Origin of the sequence: Streptomyces sp. NPDC050549 (genome assembly GCF_040655035.1) — a bacterium.
Lineage (GTDB): Bacteria > Actinomycetota > Actinomycetes > Streptomycetales > Streptomycetaceae > Streptomyces.
Window position 1 is genome coordinate 487,961 of the sequence record NZ_JBFAJD010000001.1, and the last position, 23,062, is coordinate 511,022.

Annotated in this window: 29 protein-coding genes and 1 pseudogene; 15 read left to right on the forward strand and 15 right to left on the reverse strand. The window is 70.7% G+C overall.

What is annotated here, in order from left to right; translation table 11 throughout:
- Positions 1–17 precede the first annotated feature (17 nt).
- Both AB0I51_RS02190 and AB0I51_RS02195 read right to left on the reverse strand, forming a co-directional pair.
- The gene (locus AB0I51_RS02190; RefSeq protein ID WP_362970470.1) at positions 18–545 is read right to left on the reverse strand and encodes a DUF6879 family protein; all 528 of its coding nucleotides are present in this window, start codon (positions 543–545) and stop codon (positions 18–20) included.
- Positions 517–777 carry a hypothetical protein gene (locus AB0I51_RS02195; RefSeq protein ID WP_362970472.1) on the reverse strand — a complete coding sequence of 87 codons (261 nt, stop codon included), beginning with the start codon at positions 775–777 and terminating at the stop codon, positions 517–519. The genes AB0I51_RS02190 and AB0I51_RS02195 overlap by 29 nt, the downstream gene beginning before the upstream one ends.
- Positions 778–1,003: 226 nt before the next feature.
- Here AB0I51_RS02195 and AB0I51_RS02200 point away from each other — a divergent pair, with 226 nt between their 5' ends.
- The 3 genes from AB0I51_RS02200 to AB0I51_RS02210 are packed head-to-tail and all read left to right on the forward strand — an operon-like array spanning position 1,004 to position 1,775.
- A complete protein-coding gene (locus AB0I51_RS02200) occupies positions 1,004–1,393 on the forward strand; it encodes a DUF6415 family natural product biosynthesis protein (protein ID WP_362970474.1) in 390 nt (129 codons plus the stop codon).
- A complete protein-coding gene (locus tag AB0I51_RS02205) occupies positions 1,390–1,578 on the forward strand; it encodes a hypothetical protein (RefSeq protein ID WP_362970476.1) in 189 nt (62 codons plus the stop codon). The genes AB0I51_RS02200 and AB0I51_RS02205 overlap by 4 nt, the downstream gene beginning before the upstream one ends.
- Positions 1,575–1,775 (forward strand): hypothetical protein, encoded by a 201-nt coding sequence (locus tag AB0I51_RS02210; protein WP_362970478.1) that lies wholly within the window; start codon positions 1,575–1,577, stop codon positions 1,773–1,775. Before AB0I51_RS02205 ends, AB0I51_RS02210 begins: the two co-directional genes overlap by 4 nt.
- Positions 1,776–1,791: 16 nt before the next feature.
- Here the strand turns inward: AB0I51_RS02210 and AB0I51_RS02215 are convergent, their stop codons facing one another.
- Genes AB0I51_RS02215 through AB0I51_RS02225 form a run of 3 tightly spaced genes read right to left on the reverse strand, consistent with a single transcriptional unit; the run spans position 1,792 to position 3,163 of the window.
- Positions 1,792–2,361, reverse strand: a complete 570-nt coding sequence (locus AB0I51_RS02215; RefSeq protein ID WP_362970480.1) for an NUDIX hydrolase — start codon at positions 2,359–2,361, stop codon at positions 1,792–1,794.
- A gap of 59 nt (positions 2,362–2,420) precedes the next feature.
- Positions 2,421–2,630, reverse strand: coding sequence for a hypothetical protein (locus AB0I51_RS02220; RefSeq protein WP_362970482.1), 210 nt, complete (start codon positions 2,628–2,630; stop codon positions 2,421–2,423).
- Between the two features lie 50 nt (positions 2,631–2,680).
- Positions 2,681–3,163 carry an excalibur calcium-binding domain-containing protein gene (locus AB0I51_RS02225; protein ID WP_362970484.1) on the reverse strand — a complete coding sequence of 161 codons (483 nt, stop codon included), beginning with the start codon at positions 3,161–3,163 and terminating at the stop codon, positions 2,681–2,683.
- Positions 3,164–3,346: 183 nt separating this feature from the next.
- On the opposite strand from AB0I51_RS02225, the gene AB0I51_RS02230 reads away from it, so the two are divergent.
- Complete coding sequence (locus AB0I51_RS02230; RefSeq protein WP_362970486.1) at positions 3,347–4,273, forward strand: oxidoreductase; 927 nt, start codon at positions 3,347–3,349, stop codon at positions 4,271–4,273.
- Positions 4,274–4,283: 10 nt separating this feature from the next.
- Here AB0I51_RS02230 and AB0I51_RS02235 read toward each other — a convergent pair whose 3' ends face one another.
- Positions 4,284–5,102, reverse strand: a complete 819-nt coding sequence (locus AB0I51_RS02235; RefSeq protein ID WP_362970488.1) for a glucose 1-dehydrogenase — start codon at positions 5,100–5,102, stop codon at positions 4,284–4,286.
- Between the two features lie 89 nt (positions 5,103–5,191).
- Positions 5,192–5,776 (reverse strand): TetR/AcrR family transcriptional regulator, encoded by a 585-nt coding sequence (locus tag AB0I51_RS02240; protein WP_362970490.1) that lies wholly within the window; start codon positions 5,774–5,776, stop codon positions 5,192–5,194.
- 108 nt (positions 5,777–5,884) lie between these two features.
- Between AB0I51_RS02240 and AB0I51_RS02245 the strand changes: the two genes are divergently transcribed.
- Complete coding sequence (locus AB0I51_RS02245; RefSeq protein ID WP_362970492.1) at positions 5,885–6,103, forward strand: hypothetical protein; 219 nt, start codon at positions 5,885–5,887, stop codon at positions 6,101–6,103.
- Between the two features lie 25 nt (positions 6,104–6,128).
- Here the strand turns inward: AB0I51_RS02245 and nirD are convergent, their stop codons facing one another.
- On the reverse strand, positions 6,129–6,479 hold the full coding sequence (gene nirD / locus AB0I51_RS02250; protein WP_362970494.1) for a nitrite reductase small subunit NirD: 351 nt from the start codon (positions 6,477–6,479) through the stop codon (positions 6,129–6,131).
- Complete coding sequence (gene nirB / locus AB0I51_RS02255; protein WP_362970496.1) at positions 6,476–9,091, reverse strand: nitrite reductase large subunit NirB; 2,616 nt, start codon at positions 9,089–9,091, stop codon at positions 6,476–6,478. The genes nirD and nirB overlap by 4 nt, the downstream gene beginning before the upstream one ends.
- Positions 9,092–9,349: 258 nt before the next feature.
- Between nirB and AB0I51_RS02260 the strand changes: the two genes are divergently transcribed.
- The 6 genes from AB0I51_RS02260 (at position 9,350) to AB0I51_RS02285 (ending at position 13,836) form a co-directional block, all read left to right on the forward strand.
- Positions 9,350–9,853, forward strand: coding sequence for a hypothetical protein (locus AB0I51_RS02260; RefSeq protein WP_362970498.1), 504 nt, complete (start codon positions 9,350–9,352; stop codon positions 9,851–9,853).
- A gap of 9 nt (positions 9,854–9,862) precedes the next feature.
- Positions 9,863–11,158 (forward strand): sensor domain-containing protein, encoded by a 1,296-nt coding sequence (locus AB0I51_RS02265; RefSeq protein ID WP_362970500.1) that lies wholly within the window; start codon positions 9,863–9,865, stop codon positions 11,156–11,158.
- 10 nt (positions 11,159–11,168) lie between these two features.
- Positions 11,169–11,816 (forward strand): response regulator transcription factor, encoded by a 648-nt coding sequence (locus tag AB0I51_RS02270; RefSeq protein ID WP_362970502.1) that lies wholly within the window; start codon positions 11,169–11,171, stop codon positions 11,814–11,816.
- A gap of 60 nt (positions 11,817–11,876) precedes the next feature.
- Complete coding sequence (locus AB0I51_RS02275; RefSeq protein WP_362970504.1) at positions 11,877–12,653, forward strand: TSUP family transporter; 777 nt, start codon at positions 11,877–11,879, stop codon at positions 12,651–12,653.
- A gap of 131 nt (positions 12,654–12,784) precedes the next feature.
- Complete coding sequence (locus AB0I51_RS02280) at positions 12,785–13,345, forward strand: SigE family RNA polymerase sigma factor (RefSeq protein WP_362971123.1); 561 nt, start codon at positions 12,785–12,787, stop codon at positions 13,343–13,345.
- A complete protein-coding gene (locus AB0I51_RS02285; protein ID WP_362970506.1) occupies positions 13,303–13,836 on the forward strand; it encodes a hypothetical protein in 534 nt (177 codons plus the stop codon). Before AB0I51_RS02280 ends, AB0I51_RS02285 begins: the two co-directional genes overlap by 43 nt.
- A 13-nt stretch (positions 13,837–13,849) precedes the next feature.
- Here AB0I51_RS02285 and AB0I51_RS02290 read toward each other — a convergent pair whose 3' ends face one another.
- Complete coding sequence (locus tag AB0I51_RS02290) at positions 13,850–14,476, reverse strand: class F sortase (RefSeq protein WP_362970508.1); 627 nt, start codon at positions 14,474–14,476, stop codon at positions 13,850–13,852.
- 118 nt (positions 14,477–14,594) lie between these two features.
- Positions 14,595–15,113: a hypothetical protein gene (locus AB0I51_RS02295; protein ID WP_362970510.1), complete on the reverse strand. Its 519-nt coding sequence runs from the start codon at positions 15,111–15,113 to the stop codon at positions 14,595–14,597.
- Positions 15,114–15,377: 264 nt separating this feature from the next.
- On the opposite strand from AB0I51_RS02295, the pseudogene AB0I51_RS02300 reads away from it, so the two are divergent.
- A pseudogene (locus tag AB0I51_RS02300) lies at positions 15,378–16,012 on the forward strand (NAD(P)H-dependent oxidoreductase).
- Between the two features lie 69 nt (positions 16,013–16,081).
- Here AB0I51_RS02300 and AB0I51_RS02305 read toward each other — a convergent pair.
- The 3 genes from AB0I51_RS02305 to AB0I51_RS02315 form a co-directional block, all read right to left on the reverse strand.
- Entirely contained in the window at positions 16,082–17,017 is a 936-nt protein-coding gene (locus AB0I51_RS02305) for an RNA polymerase sigma-70 factor (RefSeq protein ID WP_362970512.1), read from the reverse strand.
- A 47-nt stretch (positions 17,018–17,064) separates the two neighbouring features.
- Positions 17,065–17,541, reverse strand: a complete 477-nt coding sequence (locus AB0I51_RS02310; protein ID WP_362970514.1) for a carboxymuconolactone decarboxylase family protein — start codon at positions 17,539–17,541, stop codon at positions 17,065–17,067.
- Between the two features lie 91 nt (positions 17,542–17,632).
- A complete protein-coding gene (locus AB0I51_RS02315) occupies positions 17,633–19,276 on the reverse strand; it encodes a M4 family metallopeptidase (protein WP_362970516.1) in 1,644 nt (547 codons plus the stop codon).
- 111 nt (positions 19,277–19,387) lie between these two features.
- On the opposite strand from AB0I51_RS02315, the gene AB0I51_RS02320 reads away from it, so the two are divergent.
- Positions 19,388–19,807, forward strand: a complete 420-nt coding sequence (locus AB0I51_RS02320; RefSeq protein WP_362970518.1) for a gamma-glutamylcyclotransferase family protein — start codon at positions 19,388–19,390, stop codon at positions 19,805–19,807.
- An 18-nt stretch (positions 19,808–19,825) separates the two neighbouring features.
- Here the strand turns inward: AB0I51_RS02320 and AB0I51_RS02325 are convergent, their stop codons facing one another.
- On the reverse strand, positions 19,826–20,515 hold the full coding sequence (locus AB0I51_RS02325; RefSeq protein WP_362970520.1) for an ElyC/SanA/YdcF family protein: 690 nt from the start codon (positions 20,513–20,515) through the stop codon (positions 19,826–19,828).
- Positions 20,516–20,726: 211 nt separating this feature from the next.
- On the opposite strand from AB0I51_RS02325, the gene AB0I51_RS02330 reads away from it, so the two are divergent.
- Positions 20,727–21,593, forward strand: coding sequence for a sirohydrochlorin chelatase (locus AB0I51_RS02330; protein ID WP_362970522.1), 867 nt, complete (start codon positions 20,727–20,729; stop codon positions 21,591–21,593).
- A 147-nt stretch (positions 21,594–21,740) separates the two neighbouring features.
- Positions 21,741–23,060, forward strand: a complete 1,320-nt coding sequence (locus AB0I51_RS02335) for a deoxyguanosinetriphosphate triphosphohydrolase (protein ID WP_362970524.1) — start codon at positions 21,741–21,743, stop codon at positions 23,058–23,060.
- The last annotated feature ends 2 nt before the right edge of the window (positions 23,061–23,062 follow it).

Genomic DNA, 23,062 nt, shown 5'->3' on the forward strand with positions numbered 1-23,062 from the left:
CTGCCGGTGCTTTCTGGTCAGTGGATCTGGTACTGGTCGTGCGGGATCGCGCGTGCCCATACGGCCTCGAAGGACTCAGCGCACAGCTTCGCGGCAGCTGGGTTCTCGGAGACCTCGTGGCCGATCATGGCTCCGTCGCCGGAGAAGTAGCCCCACCGGATCACCTGGTCGTCGAAGAGCCAGAAGTCGTTGCCCGGCAGGGCGATGTCCGAGGCGCGGCGGCGGGGCAACCAGCGCACCTGTTCCCCGGCGTGCAGGTTGACGCCGGTGGAGGCGTGTTCGTAGCGGATGTAGTCCGTGACGGGCTCGGACACGATCCGGGCGCGCCGTACCGCGACGCCGCGTGCCACGGCGCGGGAGACCAGGTCCACCCAGGGTGCCCAGTCCGGCGATCTGGGGTCTGTGTCGAGCCGGCCGGTCTCCAGCCATGTCCGGAAGTCATCAGCCTCTGCGGCCACCCCGTAGTGATCTCGCATCTCAAGGTGCACAGCGGAGCGTGTGCACTCGTTCATGAGGTCAGCGATCGTCGGCACGATCGAGGGCATCGCACGCCTCCCTGATCATGTGCACCATCCTGGCAGGGATGCGGACGATGGCCTCGTCCACCGGAATGCCGACGGCATGACCTGGTACTTCGAACGCACCGCACTCTGCTTCGAGTTGAGGGTCGGGCTTCCATCCCTGGAAGACGAGTTCGCCCTTCTCCTGGTCGACCCACACGGTCGGTGAGTCCGCGGTTTTGGTCTCGGGGTCGATTCCGATGAACCGTAGCGCCATGACTGTCTCCATCCATGAGATGTGCAGTTCTTTGCGACACGCTCCGACAGATTGTGTAGCTGGTCAAGAGGTCGAACTCGTCAAGAACCAGGGCAGGTTGACGTGCATGCAAAGATCTGCACATTGCTGGCATCGGCGTCCATCGCACTCCTAACTTCAAGGGGCACGACGAGACCCGGCGACCACGCGAACGGCCCCGGGCGTGGCCGACTGGGCAGGGGTCGACATGGCGAACCGCACCACCGCAGCATCCGAACGCACTGAGCGCAGGCAGGCCGATCGCCCTGACATCACAGTCATGCGCGAGACCGCGCAGATTCTGCTGGACCCCGACGCCGTGGCTCTGCCCCCAACGGCTGATGAACTGGAGACGCTGACCCAGATGATTCGAGGCCACCTGGAACTGCTTATCCCCGAGGTCGAGCAGTCCGTCAGGCGGTTGAAGAAGGACAGCATCCCCCGGTACTGCGCGCTCGCCTGCGTGGGCGAGGCGCGGGGAAAACTCCGGGCCGAGCCGATCCGCAGATTCGGCGAAGAAGTCGGCTACGCACGACGCCTGGCACGCACCTTGAGCGCTCTGTGCGACCACTACGAGAACCTCGGCGCGCGGCCGTGACCGCGCCCATCGACGACCCTTCGACGCGCTCCGCCGAGTGCGCGGTGGCCGCGCTGGACGGATATCAGGAACTGCACCACGACTGCCGTCAGACCAAGGACATCCCACTACCCCACGGGGGCGGCCTGGTCCTCGTACGGCGCTGCACCTGTTCCTGCCACACGAAGATCGCGGGTGCGTCATGACCCTGCGCTTCTGCCGCTACTACGACGAGCCGATCGCCGATCCCGACGACGCAGTTCACCTCTGGCACGAGGAGAGCATGAGCGGACCGGGGCGAGACGTGTGGGCACACCGCGAGCACGCCGACCTCGTCGAGCCGGACACCGCGCTGGTGCGCGTCCTGGCGCGCGTGCTCATCGCGGAGTGGAGGAGGTCCTGAGGTCTACCGCTCGGTCTCAGCCTCCGTCCTTGCGGGAATGCTGGAATAGTGCCAGGGCCGCTACCGACGGAGCGTCCTTGAACCGGCCCTCGGCGACCAACTGCCACACTTCCGCCTCAGAAAACCAACGGCTGATCAAGCCAGCTTCTTCGTCGTCCAGGTGGGGTTCGCCACGGGTGAGATCCGTGGCAAGAATGACGTGAAACCCCTGGTCGCAGTATCCGTAGGCCTCGAAGAGGTGCCCCAGGGGCGTCATCGTCCGAGCGGCCAGGCCCGTCTCCTCCGCAAGCTCGCCGCGCGCCAAGTCCAGCGGGTCTGCGTCCGGTCTGTCCTCCCACGCGCCCTGAGGGAACTCCCAATAGCGGGCCTTCACTGGATACCGATACTGCTCAACGAGGTGGAAGCCCCCATCTTCATGCGGAATGATCAACGAAAAGTCGGGTTTGTGCACCACGCCATACAAGCCCTCTGTGCCGTCGTGGCGGACCGTCTTGTCCTCGCGAACGGTCATCCAGCGGTTCTGGTAGACCACGGTCGAGCTGGTGACTGTGAACTCATGCTCGGGTAACGACGCATCGGAGATCATGCCGCGACGTTAGACCATCTCAGCCGCTGAGCGACTCCAAGAGATCACCCGGGGTGGTGTCAGTTCGCGTTGACATTTCCGGTCAGGCCGGACCCGGCCATCGCCGCGGACATCGGCCGCACGCCGCCGAAGCGATTCGCACGGGCCTGATACTCGGGTCGCCCCTCCAGCCTGGACGCGATGAACGCGCGCATCCGGGCGGCCCCCTTCTTCGAGGCGAACACCGAGCCCACGGCCGCCGCGCCTGCACCCCGGAACGGCAGGAACATCCGGTCCGGGCGTACGACTGCCCGGACCCCCGCCGCTGCCCCGCCGTCCGTCACTCGCAGGCGACCCCGTCCCCGTCCCGGTCGAGGTGGGAGTCGTAGCCGGGGTCGCCCAGGTAGAGGGGCGTGACACCGGCGGCGCGGGCCGCGGTGCAGTTCGTGTAGTAGGTGCTGCCGCCGCTGCCGGAATCGGAGCCGCTGTCGGACCCGGAGCCGCTGCCCGCTGCCGCCTCGGCCGTGACCGTCTTGGTGACCTTGACGGTCTTCGTCGCGGTCACCGTGGGCGCGGGCGACGGAGCCGCCGTCTCCGTCGCGGTCGCCGTGACCGTCGTCGTCGGCTGCGGCTTGGCCGCCGCCGGCTTCGCGTCGGCCGTCGTGTCCTTCTTCGTGTCCTGGCCGGAGGCGCCTATGCCGGCGCCGACGAAGAGGGCCAGAGCGAGGGCCGGGAGCACATACCGCTTGCGGGCCCAGCGGGGTGCGGGGCGGTCCGGCTGGGGAGCCGGTGGTACGGGTGGCATCGCGTACGGATGGGTCATCTCGTCCCCCTGTGTCTGATGTGGCCTGGAACGTAGCGCCGGGACGGGGCAGGTGAAGGGTGAGTGACCAAGCTGTGATGGTCCGTCATGGTCGGGGCATTCGGCGTGGGGACGGCGGGGCCGGTCCGGCTCTCGTACGCTCTTCGTGCACCGGGATTCACACGTCGACGGAAGGAGCCGCCCATGTCCGGTTGGAACGAGAAGGCCGTGCCCGATCAGCGCGGCCGGGTCGCCGTCGTCACCGGGGCCAACAGCGGGCTCGGCTACGTCACCGCACGGGAGCTGGCCCGCAAGGGTGCCCGGGTGGTGCTCGCGTGTCGGAGTGAGGCGCGGGGGAGCGAGGCCGCCGACCGGATCGTCGCCGAAGTGCCGGGCGCCGAGGCGCAGTTCGGACGGCTGGACCTCGGGGACCTGGGCTCCGTACGGGAGTTCGCGGCCACGTTCCCGTACGAGCGGCTCGATCTGCTCGTCAACAACGCCGGGGTCATGGCGATGCCGTACGGCACGACGGTGGACGGCTTCGAGACGCAGTTCGGTGTCAACCACCTCGGGCACTTCGCGCTGACCGGGCTGCTGCTGCCGGCGCTGCTCGACGCGCCGGACGCCCGGATCGTCACGGTCTCCAGCTTCATGCACACGCTCGCCAACATCGACATCGACGACCTCAACAGCGAGCGCCGGTACAGGCGTTGGACTGCCTACTCCCGGTCCAAGACCGCCAACCTGCTCTTCACCCACGAACTGGCGCGGCGGCTCGCGGCGGCCGGTTCGGGGGTGGTCGCGACCGCCGCCCACCCCGGGTACGCCGCAACCAACCTCCAGACCGCCGGGCCGAGGGTGGAGGGGCGCAGGGCCGCGGAACGGGCCATGGAACTCGGCAACCGGGTCTTCGCCCAGTCGGCGGAGGCCGGTGCGCTGCCCTCCCTCTACGCGGCGACCGCGCCCGACGTACGCCCCGATTCCTTCTACGGTCCGCGACTCGCGATGTGGCGCGGGGCGCCGGCCCGCTCCTGGCGGGCGCCGTGGACCCTCAACGACGCGATGGGGCAACGGCTTTGGGCGGCATCGGAGGAGCTGACGGGAGTCGTGTACGACCAACTCAAGCCGTAGGGGCGGGTGTTCAGGCTGTCGCTCCGCTGTCCACCACCAGGTCCGTGCCCACCACCGACGCCGCGTCGTCCGAGGCCAGGTAGAGGACCGCGGCAGCGATTTCGGCCGTGGCGGAGATGCGGCCGAGGGGGAGCGTGGCCCGTACACGTTCGGCGCGGTCGGTCTCCGTCTCGCCGGGGCGCAGGGACATGGGGGTGTCGGTGGCGCCGGGGCTGACCACGTTGATACGGACGCCCTCGCGGATGTGGTCCACGGCGGCACCCTTGCTGAGCACCGCGACGGCGGCCTTGGACGCTGCGTAGGCGGCGGCCCCGGGGCTGCTGGTGTGCATGCCGAAGGTGGACGCCACGTTGACGATCGCACCGCCGGACGGCTGGGCCCGCATCCGCGCGATCTCGGCGCGCAGGGCCAGGAACACGCCGGTCACGTTGATGTCGAGCTGTGTGCGCCAGTCCTCCTCGGTGAGGTCGGCGAGGGGCCGCCCGCCCCGGAAGACGCCCGCGTTGTTGACGGCCACGTCGAGCGAGCCGTATCGGTCTACGGCCGCCCGCACCAGCGCGTCCGCGTCGGCGGCCTTCGACACATCGGCGCCCACCGCGAAGGCCTTCCCGGCCCCCGCCCCGCCGGCGCCCCCGGCCTCGATCAGGGCGACGGTCTCGTCCAGCGGTTCCCGTCGCCGCCCGGCCACTACGACGTTCGCCCCCTCCGCAGCGAACGCCAGGGCGATCGCCCGCCCGATGCCGGACCCGGCCCCGGTGACGAGGGCGGTCCTGCCGGAGAAGCGGTTGCCGGAACGATTGCCGGAACGATTGCCGGAGCGGTTGCTCATGAACGGGCCTCTTTCAAGAACGATCGGTTCAGTATGGGGACGTGAAAAGGCGCCTTGCGTTGCCCGGGGCTTCAGGGGCTTCAGGGGCTTCAGTCGAGCAGCGCCAGTGCCTGCTCCGCCGCGTCCCGCACCCGCGCCGGGTCCCCGGACGCCCGGCCGACCACCCGCAGCCCCTGCATCAGCACCAGCAGCATCCGTGCGAGGGCGAGCGGATCGCGGTCGGCGGGCAGCTCGCCCTGCGCCTGGGCCCGCACCAACGCCGAGCGCAGTAGGGCCTCCAGCTGGTCCCAGTTGCGCTCGACCAGCCGGGTCGCGGCCCTGTCGTGCGGGGCCAGTTCGGCCGCCGTGTTGGTCACCAGGCAGCCCAGCGGCCGTAGTTGCTCGTCCGCCGCCTCGGCCGCGTAGCGTCGTACGACCGCCCGCACGGGTGGCAGCGCGGGGCCCGGCTGGGACAACTCCCGCACCATCGGCGTGAGTCCGGCCCGGTCGTAGCTCTCCAGCGCCTTCAGATACAGCTCGTGCTTGCTGCCGAAGGTCGCGTAGATGCTGGCCCGGCCGATGCCGAGGTGCTCGACGAGATCGGACATCGACGTCGCCTCGTAGCCGCGCCGCCAGAACAGCTCCAAGGCTGCCCGCAGCGCGGCCTCGGGGTCGAACTCCTTGGTCCTGGCCATGCGGCGCAGCCTAGAACCGACTGGAATGATCGGTCAAGAAATGGGGTCGGGGAGACCGGTTCCGCGCAGCGCCCCCACCAGCAGTTCGGTGAACTGACGCTGCCGTCGGTGATGGCCGACGTCTTCCCGGCCCGGGCCCGCGCGACGGGCCTGTCCTTCAGCTTCAACATGACGGTCGCGCTCTTCGGCGGCTTCACACCGACGATCGCCGCGGCCCTCATCGAGGCGACCGGTTCTCCGGTGTCACCGGGCTACTACCTGCCGGCCACGGCCGTGTTGAGCACCGCCGCGCTGACGGTCGCGCTGCGCACCGGCCGGATCCGGTGAGCGGGGGAGCCGGGCGGCCGGCGCGTCACCCCGCCCGCACCTCGTACGTCTCCACCCGCACCGACGCGTCGTCCAGGCACTCCCCGGAGATCAGGTCGAACCGCTGCTTGAGCAGCGGGGAGGCGACGAACGGGCGGCCCTGATGGGTGCCGGTGAGGCCGCGGGAGAGGACGGCCGCGCCGTTGAAGGGGTCGCGGTTGTCGATGCCGTAGAGGGTGCCGGCGCGGTCGCGGAACAGGGCGACCTGGCGGCCGTCCGGCAGCAGGGCCGCCACCCCCCGGCCGGGGATGAGCCGGTTGAGGTCGCAGACCGCGAACCAGCCCTCTTCGAGCCGGAGTCGGACCTTCAGGTCGGTCGTCTCGGGAGCCAGGGTCATCGCTGGGCGCTTCCTTCCAGGACGTCGGCGGTCTGCTGGGGCCGCATGCCGATGGTCAGCAGCGGCAGGTCGGGCTTGATCTGGTCGCGCTCGGGGACGAAGCCGACGACCGGGTCCGGGGTGTCCGGCGCGTTCACGAAGGACACGAACCGGCCCAGCTTCTCGGGGTCGTTGATGGTCTCGGCCCACTCGTCGCGGTACCCGGCGACATGCGCGGCCATCAGCGACTCCAGCTCCTCGCAGATGCCGAGCGAGTCCTCCACGACCACCTCGCGGATGTGGTCCAGGCCGCCCGGGATCCGCTCCAGCCACACGCTCGTGCGCTCAAGGCGGTCGGCCGTACGGATGTAGAACATCAGGAACCGGTCGATCAGACGCACCAGTTCGGCATCGGACAGGTCCTGTGCCAGCAGGTCCGCGTGGCGCGGGGTCGCGCCGCCGTTGCCGCCGACGTACAGGTTCCAGCCGTTGGCGGTGGCGATGACGCCGAAGTCCTTCGACTGGGCCTCGGCGCACTCGCGGGCGCAGCCGGAGACCGCCGACTTGAGCTTGTGCGGGGAGCGCAGTCCCCGGTAGCGCAGCTCCAGGTCGATCGCCATCCGGACCGAGTCCTGGACGCCGTAGCGGCACCAGGTCTGGCCCACGCAGGACTTCACCGTGCGCAGGGCCTTTCCGTAGGCGTGACCGGACTCGAAGCCGGCGTCCACCAACCGGGCCCAGATCAGCGGGAGTTGCTCGACCCGCGCGCCGAAGAGGTCGATGCGCTGACCGCCGGTGATCTTCGTGTAGAGGCCGAAGTCGCGGGCCACCTCACCGATCACGATGAGCTTCTCCGGGGTGATCTCGCCACCGGGGATGCGCGGCACGATCGAATAGGAGCCGTTCTTCTGGAGGTTGGCGAGGAAGTGGTCGTTGCTGTCCTGCAACGCCGCCTGCTCGCCGTCCAGGACATAACCGCTCGCGCCGATCGTCGGGGCGAGGGACGCGATGATCGAGGCGACCGTCGGCTTGCAGATCTCGCAGCCGTCGCCGCCCCGGCCGTTCTCACGGCCGTAGCGGTCCAGCAGGTCCTGGTAGGAGTTGATGCGCAGCGCGAGGGCGATCTCGTACAGCTCCTCGCGGGTCTGCGCGAAGCAGCCGCACAGGCCCTTGTCGACCTCGACGCCGTTCGCCTCCAGCTCGGCGGTGACCAGCTGGCCGAGGACCTTGACGCAACTTCCGCAGCCGGTACCGGCCTTGGTGCACTTCTTCACCTCGGGCACGCTGGTGCACGAGTGCTCGGTGACCGCCCCGCGGATCGTGCCCTTGGTGACGTTGTGGCAGGAACAGATCACCGCCTCGTCGGGCAGCGCGGACGGGCCGAGCTGGACGGCTCCCCCGGAACCGGCCGGCAGCACCAACTGCTCGGGGGAGACCGGCGGTACGGACCCCGTGAACGCGCGCAGCGTGCCGTAGGCCTCCGCGTCGCCGACCAGGATGCCGCCCAGCAGCTCGCCGCCCCGGCCGATCACCAGCTTCTTGTACGTCCCGGCCCGCGCGTCGGAGTAGACGACGTCGAGGCAGTCCGCGGTGGCGCCGTGCGCGTCGCCGAAGGACGCCACGTCGACGCCGAGCAGCTTCAGCTTGGTGGACAGGTCGGCGCCGGTGAACGCCGATTCGTCCTGCGCGATGGTCGCCGCGACCGTCTCCGCCTGCTCGTATCCGGGTGCCACCAGGCCGTACACCCGGCCGTCCGCCGCCAGTGCGCACTCGCCGATCGCGAAGACGTGCGGGTCGGTGACCGTACGGCACTGCTCGTCGACCGTGATGCCGCCGCGCTCGCCGACCGACAGCCCGGATTCCCGGGCGAGCTGGTCGCGGGGGCGGACACCGGCGCTGAACACCACCATGTCCGTGGCGAGTTCGGAGCCGTCCGACAGCTTCATGCCGACGACGGCTCCGTCCGCGCCGGCGACGATCTCCTGCGTACCGGTCCCCGTGTGGACCGTGAGGCCCATGTCCTCGATGGTGCGCAGCAGGGCCGCGCCACCGCCCTCGTCGACCTGCACCGGCATCAGCCGGGGCGCGAACTCCACGATGTGCGTGGAGAGTCCGAGCCCCTTGAGCGCACCGGCGGCCTCCAGGCCGAGCAGCCCGCCGCCGACCACCGCACCCGTCGTGGCCCGCGACTTCGCGTACTCCTCGATCGCGAGGAGGTCCTCGATCGTGCGGTAGACGAAGCAGCCGTCGGAGTCCTTGCCCGGCACCGGCGGCACGAACGGGTACGAGCCGGTGGCGAGGACCAGTGTGTCGTAGTCAACTGTCAGCCCGGAGCGGGCCGTTACCGTCCGCGCCGCCCGGTCGATCGTCTCGGCCGGGTCGCCGACGTACAGCTCGATGCCGTGGTCCTTGATGAACTCCGCGTCCGTGAGCGACAGTTCCTCGGGGGTGCGGCCCGAGAAGTACGAGGTGAGCCGGACGCGGTCGTAGGCCGGGCGCGGCTCCTCGCACAGTACGACCACACGGTGCGTGGCGGTCAGGCCGCGCTCGGCGAGCGCTTCGAGGAAGCGCTGACCGACCATGCCGTGGCCGACGAGCACGATGGTGGGCACCACACGCGGATTCGAGGTCATGTCCAGGAGCCTGCGACTTCGGTGTTACCCGACCGCATCACATCTGTTTCCCGTGAGGAACGCTGCCCTCAGCGGGAGCGCGTGGGGGGTGTGAGGGTTCCGGGTGTGCGCCGGGGGCGGAGTGTGAGGACGGGCCGGTCCGTGCCGGTTCGGTTAACCGAACCCCGCACTTCCGTGCAGGCACCATCGTGTACGGCGGGCGGCGGCGGAACGCTGGAGACATCGGTTTTCAGCAGCTCACACGCAGGGGGAAGCACCATGGACAGTGTCCGACACGTACAGGTTCGCGACACCGTGGCCGTACGGATCTGGCGGGCCGTACGGGAGCCCTTCACCGCGAGGACATGGGCCAGGTCCGCGTACGCGGTGCTCGCGCTCCCGGTCGGTGTGGCGTGCGTCCCACTGGCCCTCCTCGGCGCCCCCACGGCCCGCTGGCAGCGGGGGCTCGTCCACCGCTTCCTGGGCACGGACCTTCCCGGCACCGCACGCGGGGGAGGCCTGACGCACGCACTCCTCGCCGCCCCGCTCAACCTCCTCACCACGCTCATCACGGTCTACGGCTGGGCGATCGTCCCCCTGAACCTCGGCTGGCCGCTGCGCGCGGGCGACGACTACGCCGGCGCCTGGGGCGGCCCCACCTTCGCCGGGGCCTGGGCCTTCCACGCGATCCTGGGCGGCATCGGCTTCCTGCTGCTGATGCCGTGGGTGGTGCGGGGTCTCACCGCCGTACAGCTCCGTGTCGCCAGGTCGCTCCTCTCCTAGGTTGATCCCATGCCGAGCCCCCGCTCCCGCCTCCGAACGCTCGCCGTCGCCACCTTCGGCCGCCGCGCGCTGGCCGCCGTCCTCTACGGCGTGATCGCCCTCCCACTCGCCCTGGCCGGCTTCTTCCTCACCCTCGTCGGGCTGGTGTTCGGCGGGGCGCTGTCGGTGACCACGCTCGGGCTGTGGCTGCTGGCCGTCACCGTGCGGGGCGCGCTGACGCTCGGCACGCTGCAGCGGGGGCTCGCGCGGCGGCTGCTCGGACTGGAGATCGAACCGCCGGGAGTACCCGGTGGCAGCGGGCTCCTCGGCTGGCGGCGGGGCGTACTGCTGGACCGGACGGGCTGGCGGGCCGCCGGCTGCGCGCTGCTGACACCGTTCACGGCCGTCTTCGCGTACGCGGCCGTCGTCATCGGATACGTATACGGCGTCCTGCTCACCCTGCACCCGCTGCTCAAGCGCTGGAACTACAACACGGTGCACAGCGGCACCGACGGCTCGGTGCACCATGTGTCACTGGAGTTCTTCGGCTTCCAACTCGACTCCTGGCCAAGGTGGTTGATCCCGTTCGCGGCCGGACTGCTGTTGCTGGCCGTCGCGCCCGTCCTCCTCCGTTACGCCCTCGGCCCGCACCGCGCCCTGCTGACGGTGCTGCTCGGCCCCGACGCCGCGACCCGCCGTATCCGCACCCTGGAGGAGACCCGCGCCCGGGCCGTCGACGACGCCGCGGCCACCCTCCGCCGTATCGAACGCGATCTGCACGACGGCACCCAGGCCCGGCTGGTCTCCCTCGCCATGCAGCTCACCATGATCCGCGAACTGGTCGCCGCCGACGCCGGACCCGACCGCGTGCTCGCCGTGGTCGACACCGCGCGGGGCAGCGCCACCCAGGCCATCACCGACCTGCGCCACCTGGTCAAGGGCATCCATCCGCCCGTACTCGACGAAGGCCTGCACGCCGCGCTCACCACCCTCGCCGCCGACAGCGCGCTCCCCGTCACCCTCACCACCGACATCGGCACCCGCCCCACCCCGGCCGTCGAGACCATCGCCTACTTCTGCGCCGCCGAGCTACTCGCCAACGCGACGAAACACGCCCGGGCCACGGCCGCCGCCGTCGACGTCACCGCCCGCGACGGAGTCCTGCGCCTGCGCGTCACCGACGACGGACAGGGCGGCGCCACCCTCGGCGCCGGGTCCGGACTCACCGGCCTGCTGGCCCGGGTCCGTACCGTCGACGGCACACTGACCTGCGACAGCCCGCGCGGAGGCCCTACGGTGGTCACCGTCGAACTCCCCCAGATGTGAACGGAGTGGCATGCGCGTCGTCATCGCCGAGGACTCGGCCCTCCTGCGCGACGGCCTGGTACAGCTGCTCCAGCTGCGGGACGTCGAGGTGGTCGCGGCGGTCGGTGACGCGGAGTCCCTGCTGACCGCCGTCGCGGCCCACGCCCCGGACGTCGCCGTCGTCGACATCCGCCTCCCGCCCACCCAGACCGACGAGGGCGTACGGGCGGCCGTACGACTGCGGCAGCAACACCCCGCGATGGGCGTGCTGTTGTTCTCGCAGTACGTCGAGACGACCCACGCGGCCCAACTCCTCGGCAACCCGGCCGGGTTCGGGTATCTCCTCAAGGAACGGGTCGTCGACATCGGCGAGTTCGTCGGCGCGCTGGAACGTGTCGCCGCCGGCGGCACCGCGCTCGACCCCGAGGTCGTCGCCCAGCTCTTCGGCGCCGCCCGCCGGTCCACCGCCCTCGACACCCTCACCCCGCGCGAACGCGAGGTCCTCGCCCTGATGGCGGAGGGCCGCACCAACCACGCGATCGCCACCGCGTTCACCGTCTCCGAGCGCGCGGTCGAGAAGCACGTCGCCAACATCTTCTCGAAGCTCGACCTGCCGCCCTCGGAGACGGGAAACCGGCGGGTGCTGGCCGTGCTGCGGTATCTGGAGAACGGGGGCTGAAGCTCTGAACGCCCCCGAGTGGTCGGACGGCACACGCATCCCGTCCCCAGGGTCGCGATCATGCGAGACATATCGCTGACCACGGTCGCCGTCCTGTGCCTCACCGCCCTCGCGGCAGGCTGGATCGACGCCGTGGTCGGCGGCGGTGGACTCCTTCTGCTCCCGGTTCTGCTGCTCGGCCTGCCCGCCGGCACCCCGGCCGCCGCCGCGCTCGGCACCAACAAGGCCGTCGCCGTCGTCGGCACGACCGGCGCCGCAGTGACCTACGCCCGCAAGGCACCCGTGAACGTCGCCCTCGCCGTGCGCATCGGCCTCGCGGCGCTGGCAGGCAGTTCGGCCGGCGCCTTCTTCGCGGCCGGCATGAGCACCGACGTACTCAAACCGGTGATCATGGTCGTCCTGCTCGCGGTCGCCACGTTCGTCATCCTGTGCCCGGCCTTCGGCACCGCCCCCGCCCCGGCCACCCGCCGTCAGGTCCTCGCGGCGATCGGCCTCGCCGGCCTGGGCATCGGCTTCTACGACGGGCTCGTCGGCCCCGGCACCGGGACGTTGCTGGTCCTCGCCCTCACCGCCGTGCTCCACCTCGACCTGGTGACCGCCTCGGCCACCGCCAAGATCGTCAACTGCTGCACCACCGCGGGCGCCCTCGCGATGTTCGCCCGGCAGGGCACGGTGCTGTGGCAACTCGCCGCGCTGATGGCCGTGTTCAACCTCGCGGGCGGAATGCTCGGCGCACACACGGCACTGAAGCAGGGCAGCGGTTTCGTGCGGGTCGTCCTGCTGACGGTGGTCTTCGCCCTCGTGGCGAACCTGGCCTACCAGCAGTGGCTCGCCTGAGAGGCCGTAGCCCGGCCGAACCCGCTGCCGCGCACCCCGTGATCCAGATCACGGCACCCAAGTGCATCGCAGCCGCTGCCCCACTGCCTTTTACCCGGTGTAGGCAACCAGTGGGAGCAGAGACAGTGCGCATCGAGCAGGGGCAGGCGGGTGAGTTCGAGGAGTTCGTGGCGGCCCGCTGGTCGGTACTCCTCCATCTCGCGCGCCTGCTCGTCGGCGGCGACCGGCATCGGGCCGAGGATCTGGCGCAGGAGTCCTTGGTCAAGCTCTGGTTCGTCTGGCCGAAGGTCTCCCAGGACGCGCCGGAGGCATACGTCCGCAAGGTGATGGTCCGCGCGGCGGCGCGCTCGGGCCGGCGGCGCTGGTGGGGTGAACGACCGGTCGACCGGCTGCCCGAGGGGGCGATGACCGTGGACGTGTCCGCCGACGTGGCGGAGCGGTCCCGGCTGGAGGCCGCGCTCGCCCAACTGTCGCCGAACCAGCGCGCGGCCGTGGTGCTGCGCTACTACCAGGACCTGCCCGAGGGCCAGGTGGCGGAGGCGCGCGGGTGTCCGGTGGGCACCGCGCGCTCCCATGCCTCCCGGGGCGTGGCGCGGCTGCGACAGATCCTGACCGACGCCATCGAGCCGACGCGGCGAAGGAGGACCCCATGGATCAAACGGATCCGTTCGAGCGGCAGTTGGCGCGGCTGATGCACGACACACACGAGCCCGTCCCCTTCGAGCCGCGCCACCGCGAGCGTCTCCACGAGGGAGTACGTGCCCGTCGCCGCGCCAGGATGGTGCGCAGGACCGTCGGCTGCGCCCTCGCCGTCGCCGTCGTCGGCGTCGGGCTGCTCCTGCTGCCCGCCGGTCCGACCCGGGTCCAGCCCGCCGAGCCCCACCCGAGGCCGGCGACGAGCCCGACGTCCACCGGATCGGCCCCGACACCGGGGGAGACCCCGACCGCTCCGCCCACCTCGTCCGCCACGACATCCCTGGCCGACCCCGGCGCCACGACCTCGGACACTCCCACGGCACCCGCCACGACCGGGAGTTCGGCCACGGCCACGGCAACCACCGGTCGGAACACGGGTGTTACGACACCGCCCGCGACCTCCTCCACGCCTTCGGACACGGCGACCGCGGAGAACCTGAGCCAGTCGTACGCGGGCTACGCCCTCTTCGAACTCGGCGTCCCGTAACCGGATTCGACGGCTAGCGACTGCCCGTCAGGTGCGCGAACACGACGACGTTCCCCTGATAGCCCGTCGACCGCGAGTAACCGCCCCCGCACGTGATCACTCGCAACTCCGGCCGCTCGGCGGCGCCGTAGACCTTCTGGTCGGGGAAGTGGCTGGCCTGGTACAGCTCGACCGCGTCCACCGTGAACAGCGCGACGGTGCCGTCCAGCCGGTCCAGTTCGATGGTGTTGCCCTTCTTCAGGGCGCCGAGGTCGTAGAAGACGGCGGGTCCGTCGGCGTTGTCGACATGGCCCGCGACGATCGCCGTGCCGGTCTCGCCGGGAGTCGTGCCGGACTCGTACCAGCCGGCGAGGTTCTTCTTCGCGGCCGGGGGCACGTCCAGGCTCCCGGTGCTCGTCAGTCTGAGGCCCATCAGCGGGGCGTCCACATGGATGGCCGGGATACGGATGCGGTCCGGCGGCGACGGCGGCAGCGCACGGGCCGCAGCGCGTTCGGCGGCCGGGTCGGGGCGGGCCTCGGCAGCGGACGGCTGCGGCGGCGTGTTCGTCCCGCCGCCGTCGGTCAGCAGCCAGGCGCCCGTGCACAGGGCGCCCACGGTGACGGCCCCTATCGCGGTATTGCCGAATCTACGACGACGCATCACACACCCCTCTCCAGTGACCAGGGCCTGCCCCGCGCCCCCTCCGGGCCACGAGGGGCGTCGGACCCGGAGGGGGAGGGGCTTGCGGTACCGGCGGACGGACAGCGGAGGGTGTCCGTCAGATCCCGTCGCCTCTCGCCCGGCGATGCAGGAGCCAGGTACCGCCCGCGGCGGCGACGGCGAGAGCCGCCACACCGGCCGCGGTCTGCACGGGGTCGGGGCCAAGGGCGCCACCGACCCCCGTCTTCACACTTCCGCGCGGCTGCACCTGCTGCCGCATCGAGGCCAGCGTCACCATCAGATCGCCGGAGACCTGCCGGCCGTCCGTGCACTTCGCGACGATCTCGTACGTCCCCGGCTGCGCGCTCGGCGGCACCTTGAACTGTCCGATCGCGTCGCCCTCGTGCGTGCTCGGCGCCAGCGTGAACGTGCCGGCGCCCACCGCGCTGGCGTCCCCGGCGGCCGTACCGCCGTCGCCGCACGCGGCCGTGTTGACCGTGACGTCGCCGCCCGGCACGGCGTTCGACGGGAACACCTCCAGGCTGCCGGTTTCGCCGCCGTACGCCGGTGCGGTCGCGAGACCCGCGGCGGCGACGGCGAGCACGGTACCGGTCAACAGACGGGCCGTACGACGCATCGGTGCTCCTCCGAGCTGTGGTTGGCTGCCCTTCCGAGGTAAGTGGCACCGGGCCGGGCCCGCTTCCTGAGCGCGCGTCAGAAGTGTGGTGAATGGGTGTCAGGGAGCGGTCGCGGCGGCCCGTTCCGCCGCTGTTTCAGCAGGTCATGGGGGTACGGGGACCCCGTCCCGAAGGAGTACCCGAAGGGCGCACGCCGAGCGTGTGAACGGGTGACGACCGGCCGGGCTTGACCTCAAGAATGGTTGAGGTACCAGGCTGCCCGCATGGACACCGACACCGACACCGACACCGCTCCGCTCTCCGTCACCGTCGTCATCGGCAGCAACCTCCCCCACTCTCGACTTCGCCCGAGCGGGGGGACCCCATCGGCCGCTTCGGCCCGGTCGTCGCCGACTGGCTTCTCACCCACGTCAACGACCGCGCCGACCTCACGCTCCAGGTCGTCGACGTCGCCGACACCGGTCATCTGCCCACGACCCTCGCCCCGACCCCGGAGGCGACCGCCGCCCTCGCCGGCATCACCCCGAGACTGTCCTCGGCCGACGCCTTCGTCGTCCTCACCCCCGAGTACAACCACTCCTTCCCGGCAGGACTCAAGAACCTCATCGACTGGCACTACGGCGAGTGGCGCGCCAAGCCCGTCGCCCTCGTCTCCTACGGCGGCCTCGCGGGCGGCCCGCGTGCCGTGGAACACCTCCGCCAGGTCTTCGCCGAACTCCACGCCGTCACGGTCCGCGACACCGTCTCCTTCCACAACGCGGGCGCGTCCTTCGACGACCGGGGCCTTCTCAAGGACCCGGCCGCCCCGGACGCGGCGGCGAAGGCGAAGCTCGACCAACTGGTTTGGTGGGGGCGGGCGTTGAAGGAGGCGAGAGAGCGAAGGCCGTTCTCTTCCTGACGCTGCTGACGCTGCTGACGCTCGTCACGTCAGTCAGCCAGCCAGTCAGCCAGTCGGTCGGTCTGCCCGTCAGCCCGTCCGCCGCCTGGCCTGCCTCAGCTCGCGGTCGACGGCCCAGGCGTCGGCGACCGGGCCGAGGTGGGTGAGCTTGTCGGGGTTGATCACCGCGCGGATGGTCTGGATCCGACCGTCGAGCACGTCGAGGGCCAGGGTGTGGAGCACCCTGCCGTCGCGGTCCCGGAAGAGCGCGCCGGGCTGGCCGTTGACCTCGTGCGGCTCGAACGACACATCGATCCGGATCAGCCAGGGGAAGACCGTGCCGAGCACCCGCGCCACGTTCTCCGCGCCCATGACGGCCTTGGCCAGCTGCGGGGCCTTTCCGCCGCCGTCCCCGACGAACTGCACGTCGGCGGCGAGCAGTTCACGCAGCCCGCCCACGTCACCGTCCTTCAGCGCGTCGAAGAACCGGGTCGCCAGCTCCTGCCGCTCCTGCCGGTCCGCGGCGAACCGGGGCCGCTTGTCCGCCATGTGCCGCCGGGCCCGCACCAGCAGTTGCCGGCACGCCGACTCCGAACGCCCCACGGTCGTGGCGATCTCGTCGAAGCCGAAGGCGAACACCTCGCGCAGTACGAACACCGCCCGCTCCAGCGGGCTGAGTTGCTCCAGCAGCAGGAGCGCCGCCATCGACACCGAGTCGGCGAGCTCCACCGACCGCGCCGGATCCTGGTAGGGGTCACTCAGCAGCGGCTCCGGGAACCACGGCCCGACGTACTCCTCCCGCCGTACCCGCGCCGAACGCAGGACGTCGATGGAGATCCGCGTGACCGTGGCCGACAGGAACGACTTGACCGAGGTGGGCCGGGTCGCCGAGCCGTCGTAGCGCAGCCAGGTCTCCTGCACGGCGTCCTCGGCCTCGCCCACACTGCCCAGGATCCGATAGGCGATCGAGAACAGCAGCGGTCGCAGCTCCTCGAACTCCTGGGCCTTCCGGTCGGTTTCGCTCACGCGGGATCTCCTCGTCCTGGCCGGTGCGGGTGGGGGTGCGGCCGGGTTCAGCCGAACATGCCGGGCTGGTAGTCGCCCGCGCACGGCTGGCGGGTGATGATGTTCAGCCGGTTCACCGAGTTCATGAAGGAGACCAGGATGACCAGCGCGGTGAGCTGCTCGTCGTCGTAGTGCTTGGCGGCGTGCGCCCACACCTCGTCGCTCACCCCGTCGGCCGCGTCCGCGACCCGGGTCCCCTCCTCCGCCAGTTCCAGCGCGGCCCGTTCGGCCTCGGTGAAGACCGTGGCCTCGCGCCACACCGCGACCAGGTTCAGCCGCACCGAGGTCTCGCCGGCCGCGACGGCCTCCTTGGTGTGCATGTCGACGCAGACGGCGCAGCCGTTGATCTGGCTGACCCGCAGCGCCACCAACTCCTGGGTCAGAGGGGGAAGTTCGGAGTTCTTGAGCGACCTGCCGACCGCCATGAACTGCTTGGCGGCCCTGCTCGCGGTCGCGCTGGCGAGGTAGTCGAGTCGTGCGTCCATGATGCCCTCCGTGGGCCGTCGTCGTCAGTGGCTACACCCACGGGACGAGACGGCCCGTTCCCCTGTGACATGGACGCATGTGACCCGGGTCTCACCCCACGTTGACCGCGCTCCAGGCCGCGGCCACCGCGTTGTACTCCGAACTGCCCATGCCGTAGAGGTCCTTGGCCGCGTTGAGCGTCGCCGTGCGGGCCCCGGCGTAGTTCGTCGAGGACGTCATGTAGACCGTCAGTGCCCGGTACCAGATGGCCCCCAGCTTGTCCCGGCCGATCCCGCCGACCGAAGAGCCGTTGCAGGTGGGGGAGTTGTAGTCGACCCCGTTGATCGTCTTCGCGCCACTGCCCTCCGCGAGGAGATACGCGAAGTGGTTCGCGACGCCCGACGAGTAGTGGACGTCCAGATTTCCGACCGTCGAACTCCAGCAGTCCGCGGAGTTGCCGTCCTTGGACGGCTTGTCCATGTACCGCAGCGCCGACCGCCCGAAGCCGGACCGCACGATCTTCTCGCCGATGAGGTAATCCCCTTGGTCGGACGCGTTGTTGGCGTACCACTCCACCAGCGTGCCCATGATGTCGGAGGTCGCCTCGTTGAGCCCGCCGGACTCGCCCGAGTACGTCAGCGCCGCCGTCTTCGACGTCACGCCGTGCGTCATCTCGTGCCCGGCGACATCCAGCGCCACCAGCGGACCGAGCTGCGTCCCGTCACCGTCGCCGTACGTCATGCAGAAGCAACTGTCGTCCCAGAAGGCGTTGTTGTAGCTGTTGCCGTAGTGGACCCGGTTGTAGGAGCCCTTTCCGTCGCCCGCGATGCCGTTGCGGCCGTGGATGTTCTTGTAGTAGTCCCAGGTCTCGTTCGTGCCGTACTGCGCGTCCACCGCGGCCGAGGAACGGTCCGAAGTCGCGCCCGTGCCCCAGTGGTTGTCGGCGTCCGTGAAGACCGTGGACGGCGCCCGGCTGATGCAGATGCCGAGGATGCACAGGTCGGTCTTGTTCGCCGCGTCACCGGTGTAGGTCCCGCCGCGCGTCGCGTCCTTGAGCTGGTACGTGGATCCCGACAGCGTCGTCTCCAGCGGCACCGTCCCGCTGTACAGCGACTGCCCGTCGCCGGTCGCCGTCTCCACACTGTCCCAGGCGTCGATCCGGGCGCCGGTGCGGGCGTCGGTCAGCACCGTGCGGGCGACCGGGTTGCCGAGCGAGTCCTTGGCGACGACGTCGGTCCGCCAGGCGAGCTTCGGGGCGCCGTGAAGGGCGTCGACCATCAGCTGGGGCTTGGCGGTCACGTTCTTGAGCGCCTCGCCGAGATGGGCCGCCCGCAATGCGTTCACCGCCAGGTCCGCCGCCTTCGGAGCGGCCACCTTCGGTGTGACGGTCGCCAGGGATATGGAGGTGCGGGTCGCACGGTCGGCGCTCCGATAACTCCCGTTCGGAGCCAGATGGACCACGAAGTCACCGCCGAGCACCGGGAGCTGACGGTACGTCCGGTCGTAGCGGACGTGCTGCGTGCCGTCCGGGTCGACGATGACGTCCCGGACCGACGTGCCCTCCGAGGCGGTCAGCCCCAGACTCGCGGCATGGGCCACCAGCGCGGACGCGGCGTTCGCGATCGCGGTGGACCGGGTCGGCCGGTCGACGGCGTGGGCGGTGGGGGAGAGGGTGGCGGCCAGCAGGGTCGCGGCGCCGGCCGCGATACCGGCCGTGGCGAGACGGGAACCATGAACGTGCCGTGTCCGACGCATCGGTCTCCTCAAGAACGCAAGTGGGGGGTGTGGGGGCTGCGTTGATGTTGAATGAGATTTAAAGGGTCATGACATGTCATGTCCATAGCGCGTGCAAAGAACCGGAGAGCGATGGCGACGCCCCTCCCCTTCTTCGTCTACGGCACCCTCCGCCCCGGCGAGCCCAACCACGACCTGTTCCTGCGCGGCCACACGGAGTCGGAGGAACCGGGACGCCTGCACGGTGCCGCCCTCTACGAAGGCCCCGGCTACCCGTATGCCGTCGAGGACCCCGGCTCGGTGGTCGTCGGCGAACTCGTCACCGCGCGCCCCGCGTCCTACCCCCGACTCCTCCTCGCCCTCGACCGGCTTGAGGACTACGCCCCCGGCGACCCGCGCAACCTCTACGAGCGCGTCGAACGCCCGGTGACCCGCGACGCCGACGGCACGGCGGTACGCGCCTGGGTGTACCTCGCGGCTCCCGCCGTCACCGCGGCCCTGCGCACCCACGGCAAACCGATCGAGGACGGCGACTGGCGCTGCCGCCGCTGAACGATTGTCGAACGAGCCTCAGTTGCCGCCGGAGGCCAGCGCCCGCGCTACCCCCGTCTCCTTCGGGCCGAGGAACTGCGGATCGGGACGGATCGCCACGTCCAGCGCGGCCTTGGCCGCCGCGAACACCTCGCGGGTACCGCCGTAGTACCAGGTCGCGTTGTGCGCCTCGTCGACCCCGACGCCGTACGAGTCGACCCCCGCCGCCTCGCACAGCGCGACCGCCCGCCGGATGTGGAACTTCTGGCTGATGAGCACGGCCCTGCCGACGCCGAAGATCTTCTTGGCGCGGACACAGGAGTCCCAGGTGTCGAAGCCGGCGTAATCGGTCACCACGCGCGCGCGTGGCACCCCGTGCTTCGCCAGGTAGACGCGCATCGCGTCCGGCTCGTCGTAGTCCTTGCGGCTGTTGTCACCGGTCACCAGGACGACCTTCACCCGGCCCTCCCGGTACAACGTGGCCGCCGCGTCCAGCCGGTGCGCGAGATACGGCGACGGCTCGCCGTCCCACAGCCCGGCCCCGAAGACCACGGCCACATCGGTGTGCGGCGCGTCCTGAAGGGTCCGCAGCCGGTCCGCCGTCGCCACCCACAGCCAGGTCGCCGGAAGCAGCGCGAGGACACACCCGAGAGCCACCCCCTGCACGAGCCGCCGCCACCCGGCACGGGTGCGTGGCAGCCGAGGTCTGCGGAGTTTCAGGCGACGCATGCAAGGGCCCCTCACCGTTCGGTTTCGACAGTCACAGACGCGCCGTAACCCGCTCCGGTTCGCCGCCGGCAGTGTGACCGGCTTCACTGCGGACGCGGAATCCGCAGGTCACCTCACCTCACACACCCCCCGCACCCCATCGTGAACGACCGGAAAACCCCCGTCATTCCGGTGCAACGGCACGGCAACGTCCTGCCGCCACCATCTCTTCATGACGGCGTCGCATCATCCCCACGACGAGTCCACGACCCTCGACAGTACGGCGCATCTCATGAACCGGATCAGCAGTCAGCTCGCCAGCCAGCTCAGCCTCGTCTCCCTGAACGGCAGCCGCCGCCCCGGTCCGCCCGCGCTCGTCCTGGTCGCGCACGGCAGCCGCGACCCGCGCGCCCTGAGCACCGTACGAGCCCTCATGGACCGCGTCCGTGAACTGCGCCCGGGCCTCCCCGTCCACCTGGGCCACATCGAACTCAACGAGCCCCGCCTGACGGACACCCTCACCGCACTCGGTCCCACGGACGCCGTCCTCGTCCCCCTCCTCCTGGCCCGCGGCTACCACGTCAAGCGCGACATCCCCGAACTGGCCGCCGAGACACCGGCACGCACGCGCGTGGCACCCCCTCTGGGCCCGCACCCCCTCCTCGTGGAGACCCTCTACGACCGCCTGGTGGAGGCCGGTTGGCGCACGAGGACCGACGAGCAGTCCCGCCGGGGGAGCGCCGTGGTCCTGGCCGCAGCGGGCTCCCGCGACCCGGACTCCAAACTGGACACCAACCACACGGCCCAACTCCTCGCCGACCGCCTGGGAGTCCCCGTGATCCCCGCCTATGCCTCGGCGTCGACCCCCACGGTCCAGACAGCCGTCCGCGCCCTGGCCGCCCGAGGCCGCCACCGGGTGGCGGTGGCGTCCTGCTTCACGGCCCCCGGCCGCTTCGCGACACAGTGCGCGGAGGCGGCCCCGTGGATCGCGTCGGCGCCCCTGGGAGCCCACCCCGCGATGGCGAGGCTGGTCCTCCACCGCTACGACCAGGCGATGGCGACGACGGCCAGCACGGAACCGGAACTGGCGTCAGCTTGATACGCGGGCAGGAGCAGCCGACCTAGGGGCGCGGAGAACTGCGCGACCGGCCACAACGCACCCGCACCCGCAGCCGAACCGCACCCGGCAGACGCACAGGCGCCCCGCAACTCCCGAATTGTCACTGCTGCGGCTTACTGTCGAAGCATGGACGGCACAGCACCAACCCCCGCATACGACCCGACGTCAGTCGACCGCTGGGCAACAGAGCCCGACAAACGCCCCGGCCGCACCGCCTTCCAACGCGACCGCGCCCGCGTACTGCACTCCGCCGCCCTCCGTCGCCTGGCCGGCAAGACCCAGGTCGTCACACCGGGAACCCGCAGCCAGGCCTGGGACGCCAGCCCCCGCACCCGCCTCACCCATTCCCTGGAATGCGCCCAGGTGGGCCGAGAGCTGGGCGCAGCCCTCGGCTGCGACCCCGACCTCGTCGAAGCCGCCTGCCTCTCCCACGACCTCGGCCACCCTCCCTTCGGCCACAACGGCGAACAGGCACTGAACGAATTCGCGGACGACTGCGGCGGCTTCGAGGGCAACGCCCAGTCCCTGAGACTCCTCACGCGCATCGAACCGAAGCGCTTCGTAAAAAGCGACACGACCGGCGAGTTGGTGAGCGTCGGCCTCAACCTCACCCGGGCCACCCTCGACGCGGCCACCAAATACCCCTGGCCGCGCGGCGCGCACCCCACCGACCCCAAGTCCCCCAAGTTCGGCGTCTACGAGGACGACAGACCGGTCTTCGACTGGGTCCGCAAGGGCGCCCCCGGCACCCGCACCTGCTTCGAGGCACAGGTCATGGACTGGTCGGACGACGTGGCGTACTCCGTGCACGACGTCGAGGACGGTCTGCACGCGGGCCACATCGACCCCAACTGCCTGCACGCCGAACCGGAACGCCAGGAGATCTTCAAGGTGGCCATCGGCCGCTACGTCCCCGAGGACACGGCCCCCGACGAACTCGCCGAGGCGCTGGACCGACTGCAGAACCAGCCGTGGTGGCCGCACGGCTACGACGGCTCGGCGGTCGCGCAGGCCCGCCTCAAGGACGCCACCAGCCAGCTCATCGGCCGCTTCTGCCTGGCCGCCGAGGCCGCCACGCGCGCGAGGTACGGCACCGGCCGCCTCACCCGCTACGACGCCGAACTCGTCGTACCGCACGAGGCACGGCTGGAGTGCGCGGTCCTCAAGGCGGTCGCCGACCGGTACGTCATGCAGCGCGCCGAGCAGGAACGCATCCGCGCCGACGAGCGCATCGTGGTCGCCGAACTGGCCCACGTGCTCACGGCCCGCGCCCCGGACGGTCTGGAGCCGCAGTTCCGCGCCCAGTTCGACGAGGCGCCCGACGACCGCGCCCGCAAGCGGGTGATCGTCGATCAGATCGCGTCATTGACCGACGCCTCGGCGCGGTCTCTTCACGCGCACCTCACATCGCTGGGGCACAGTGACGCGAAACAAGCCCGAATGTGACC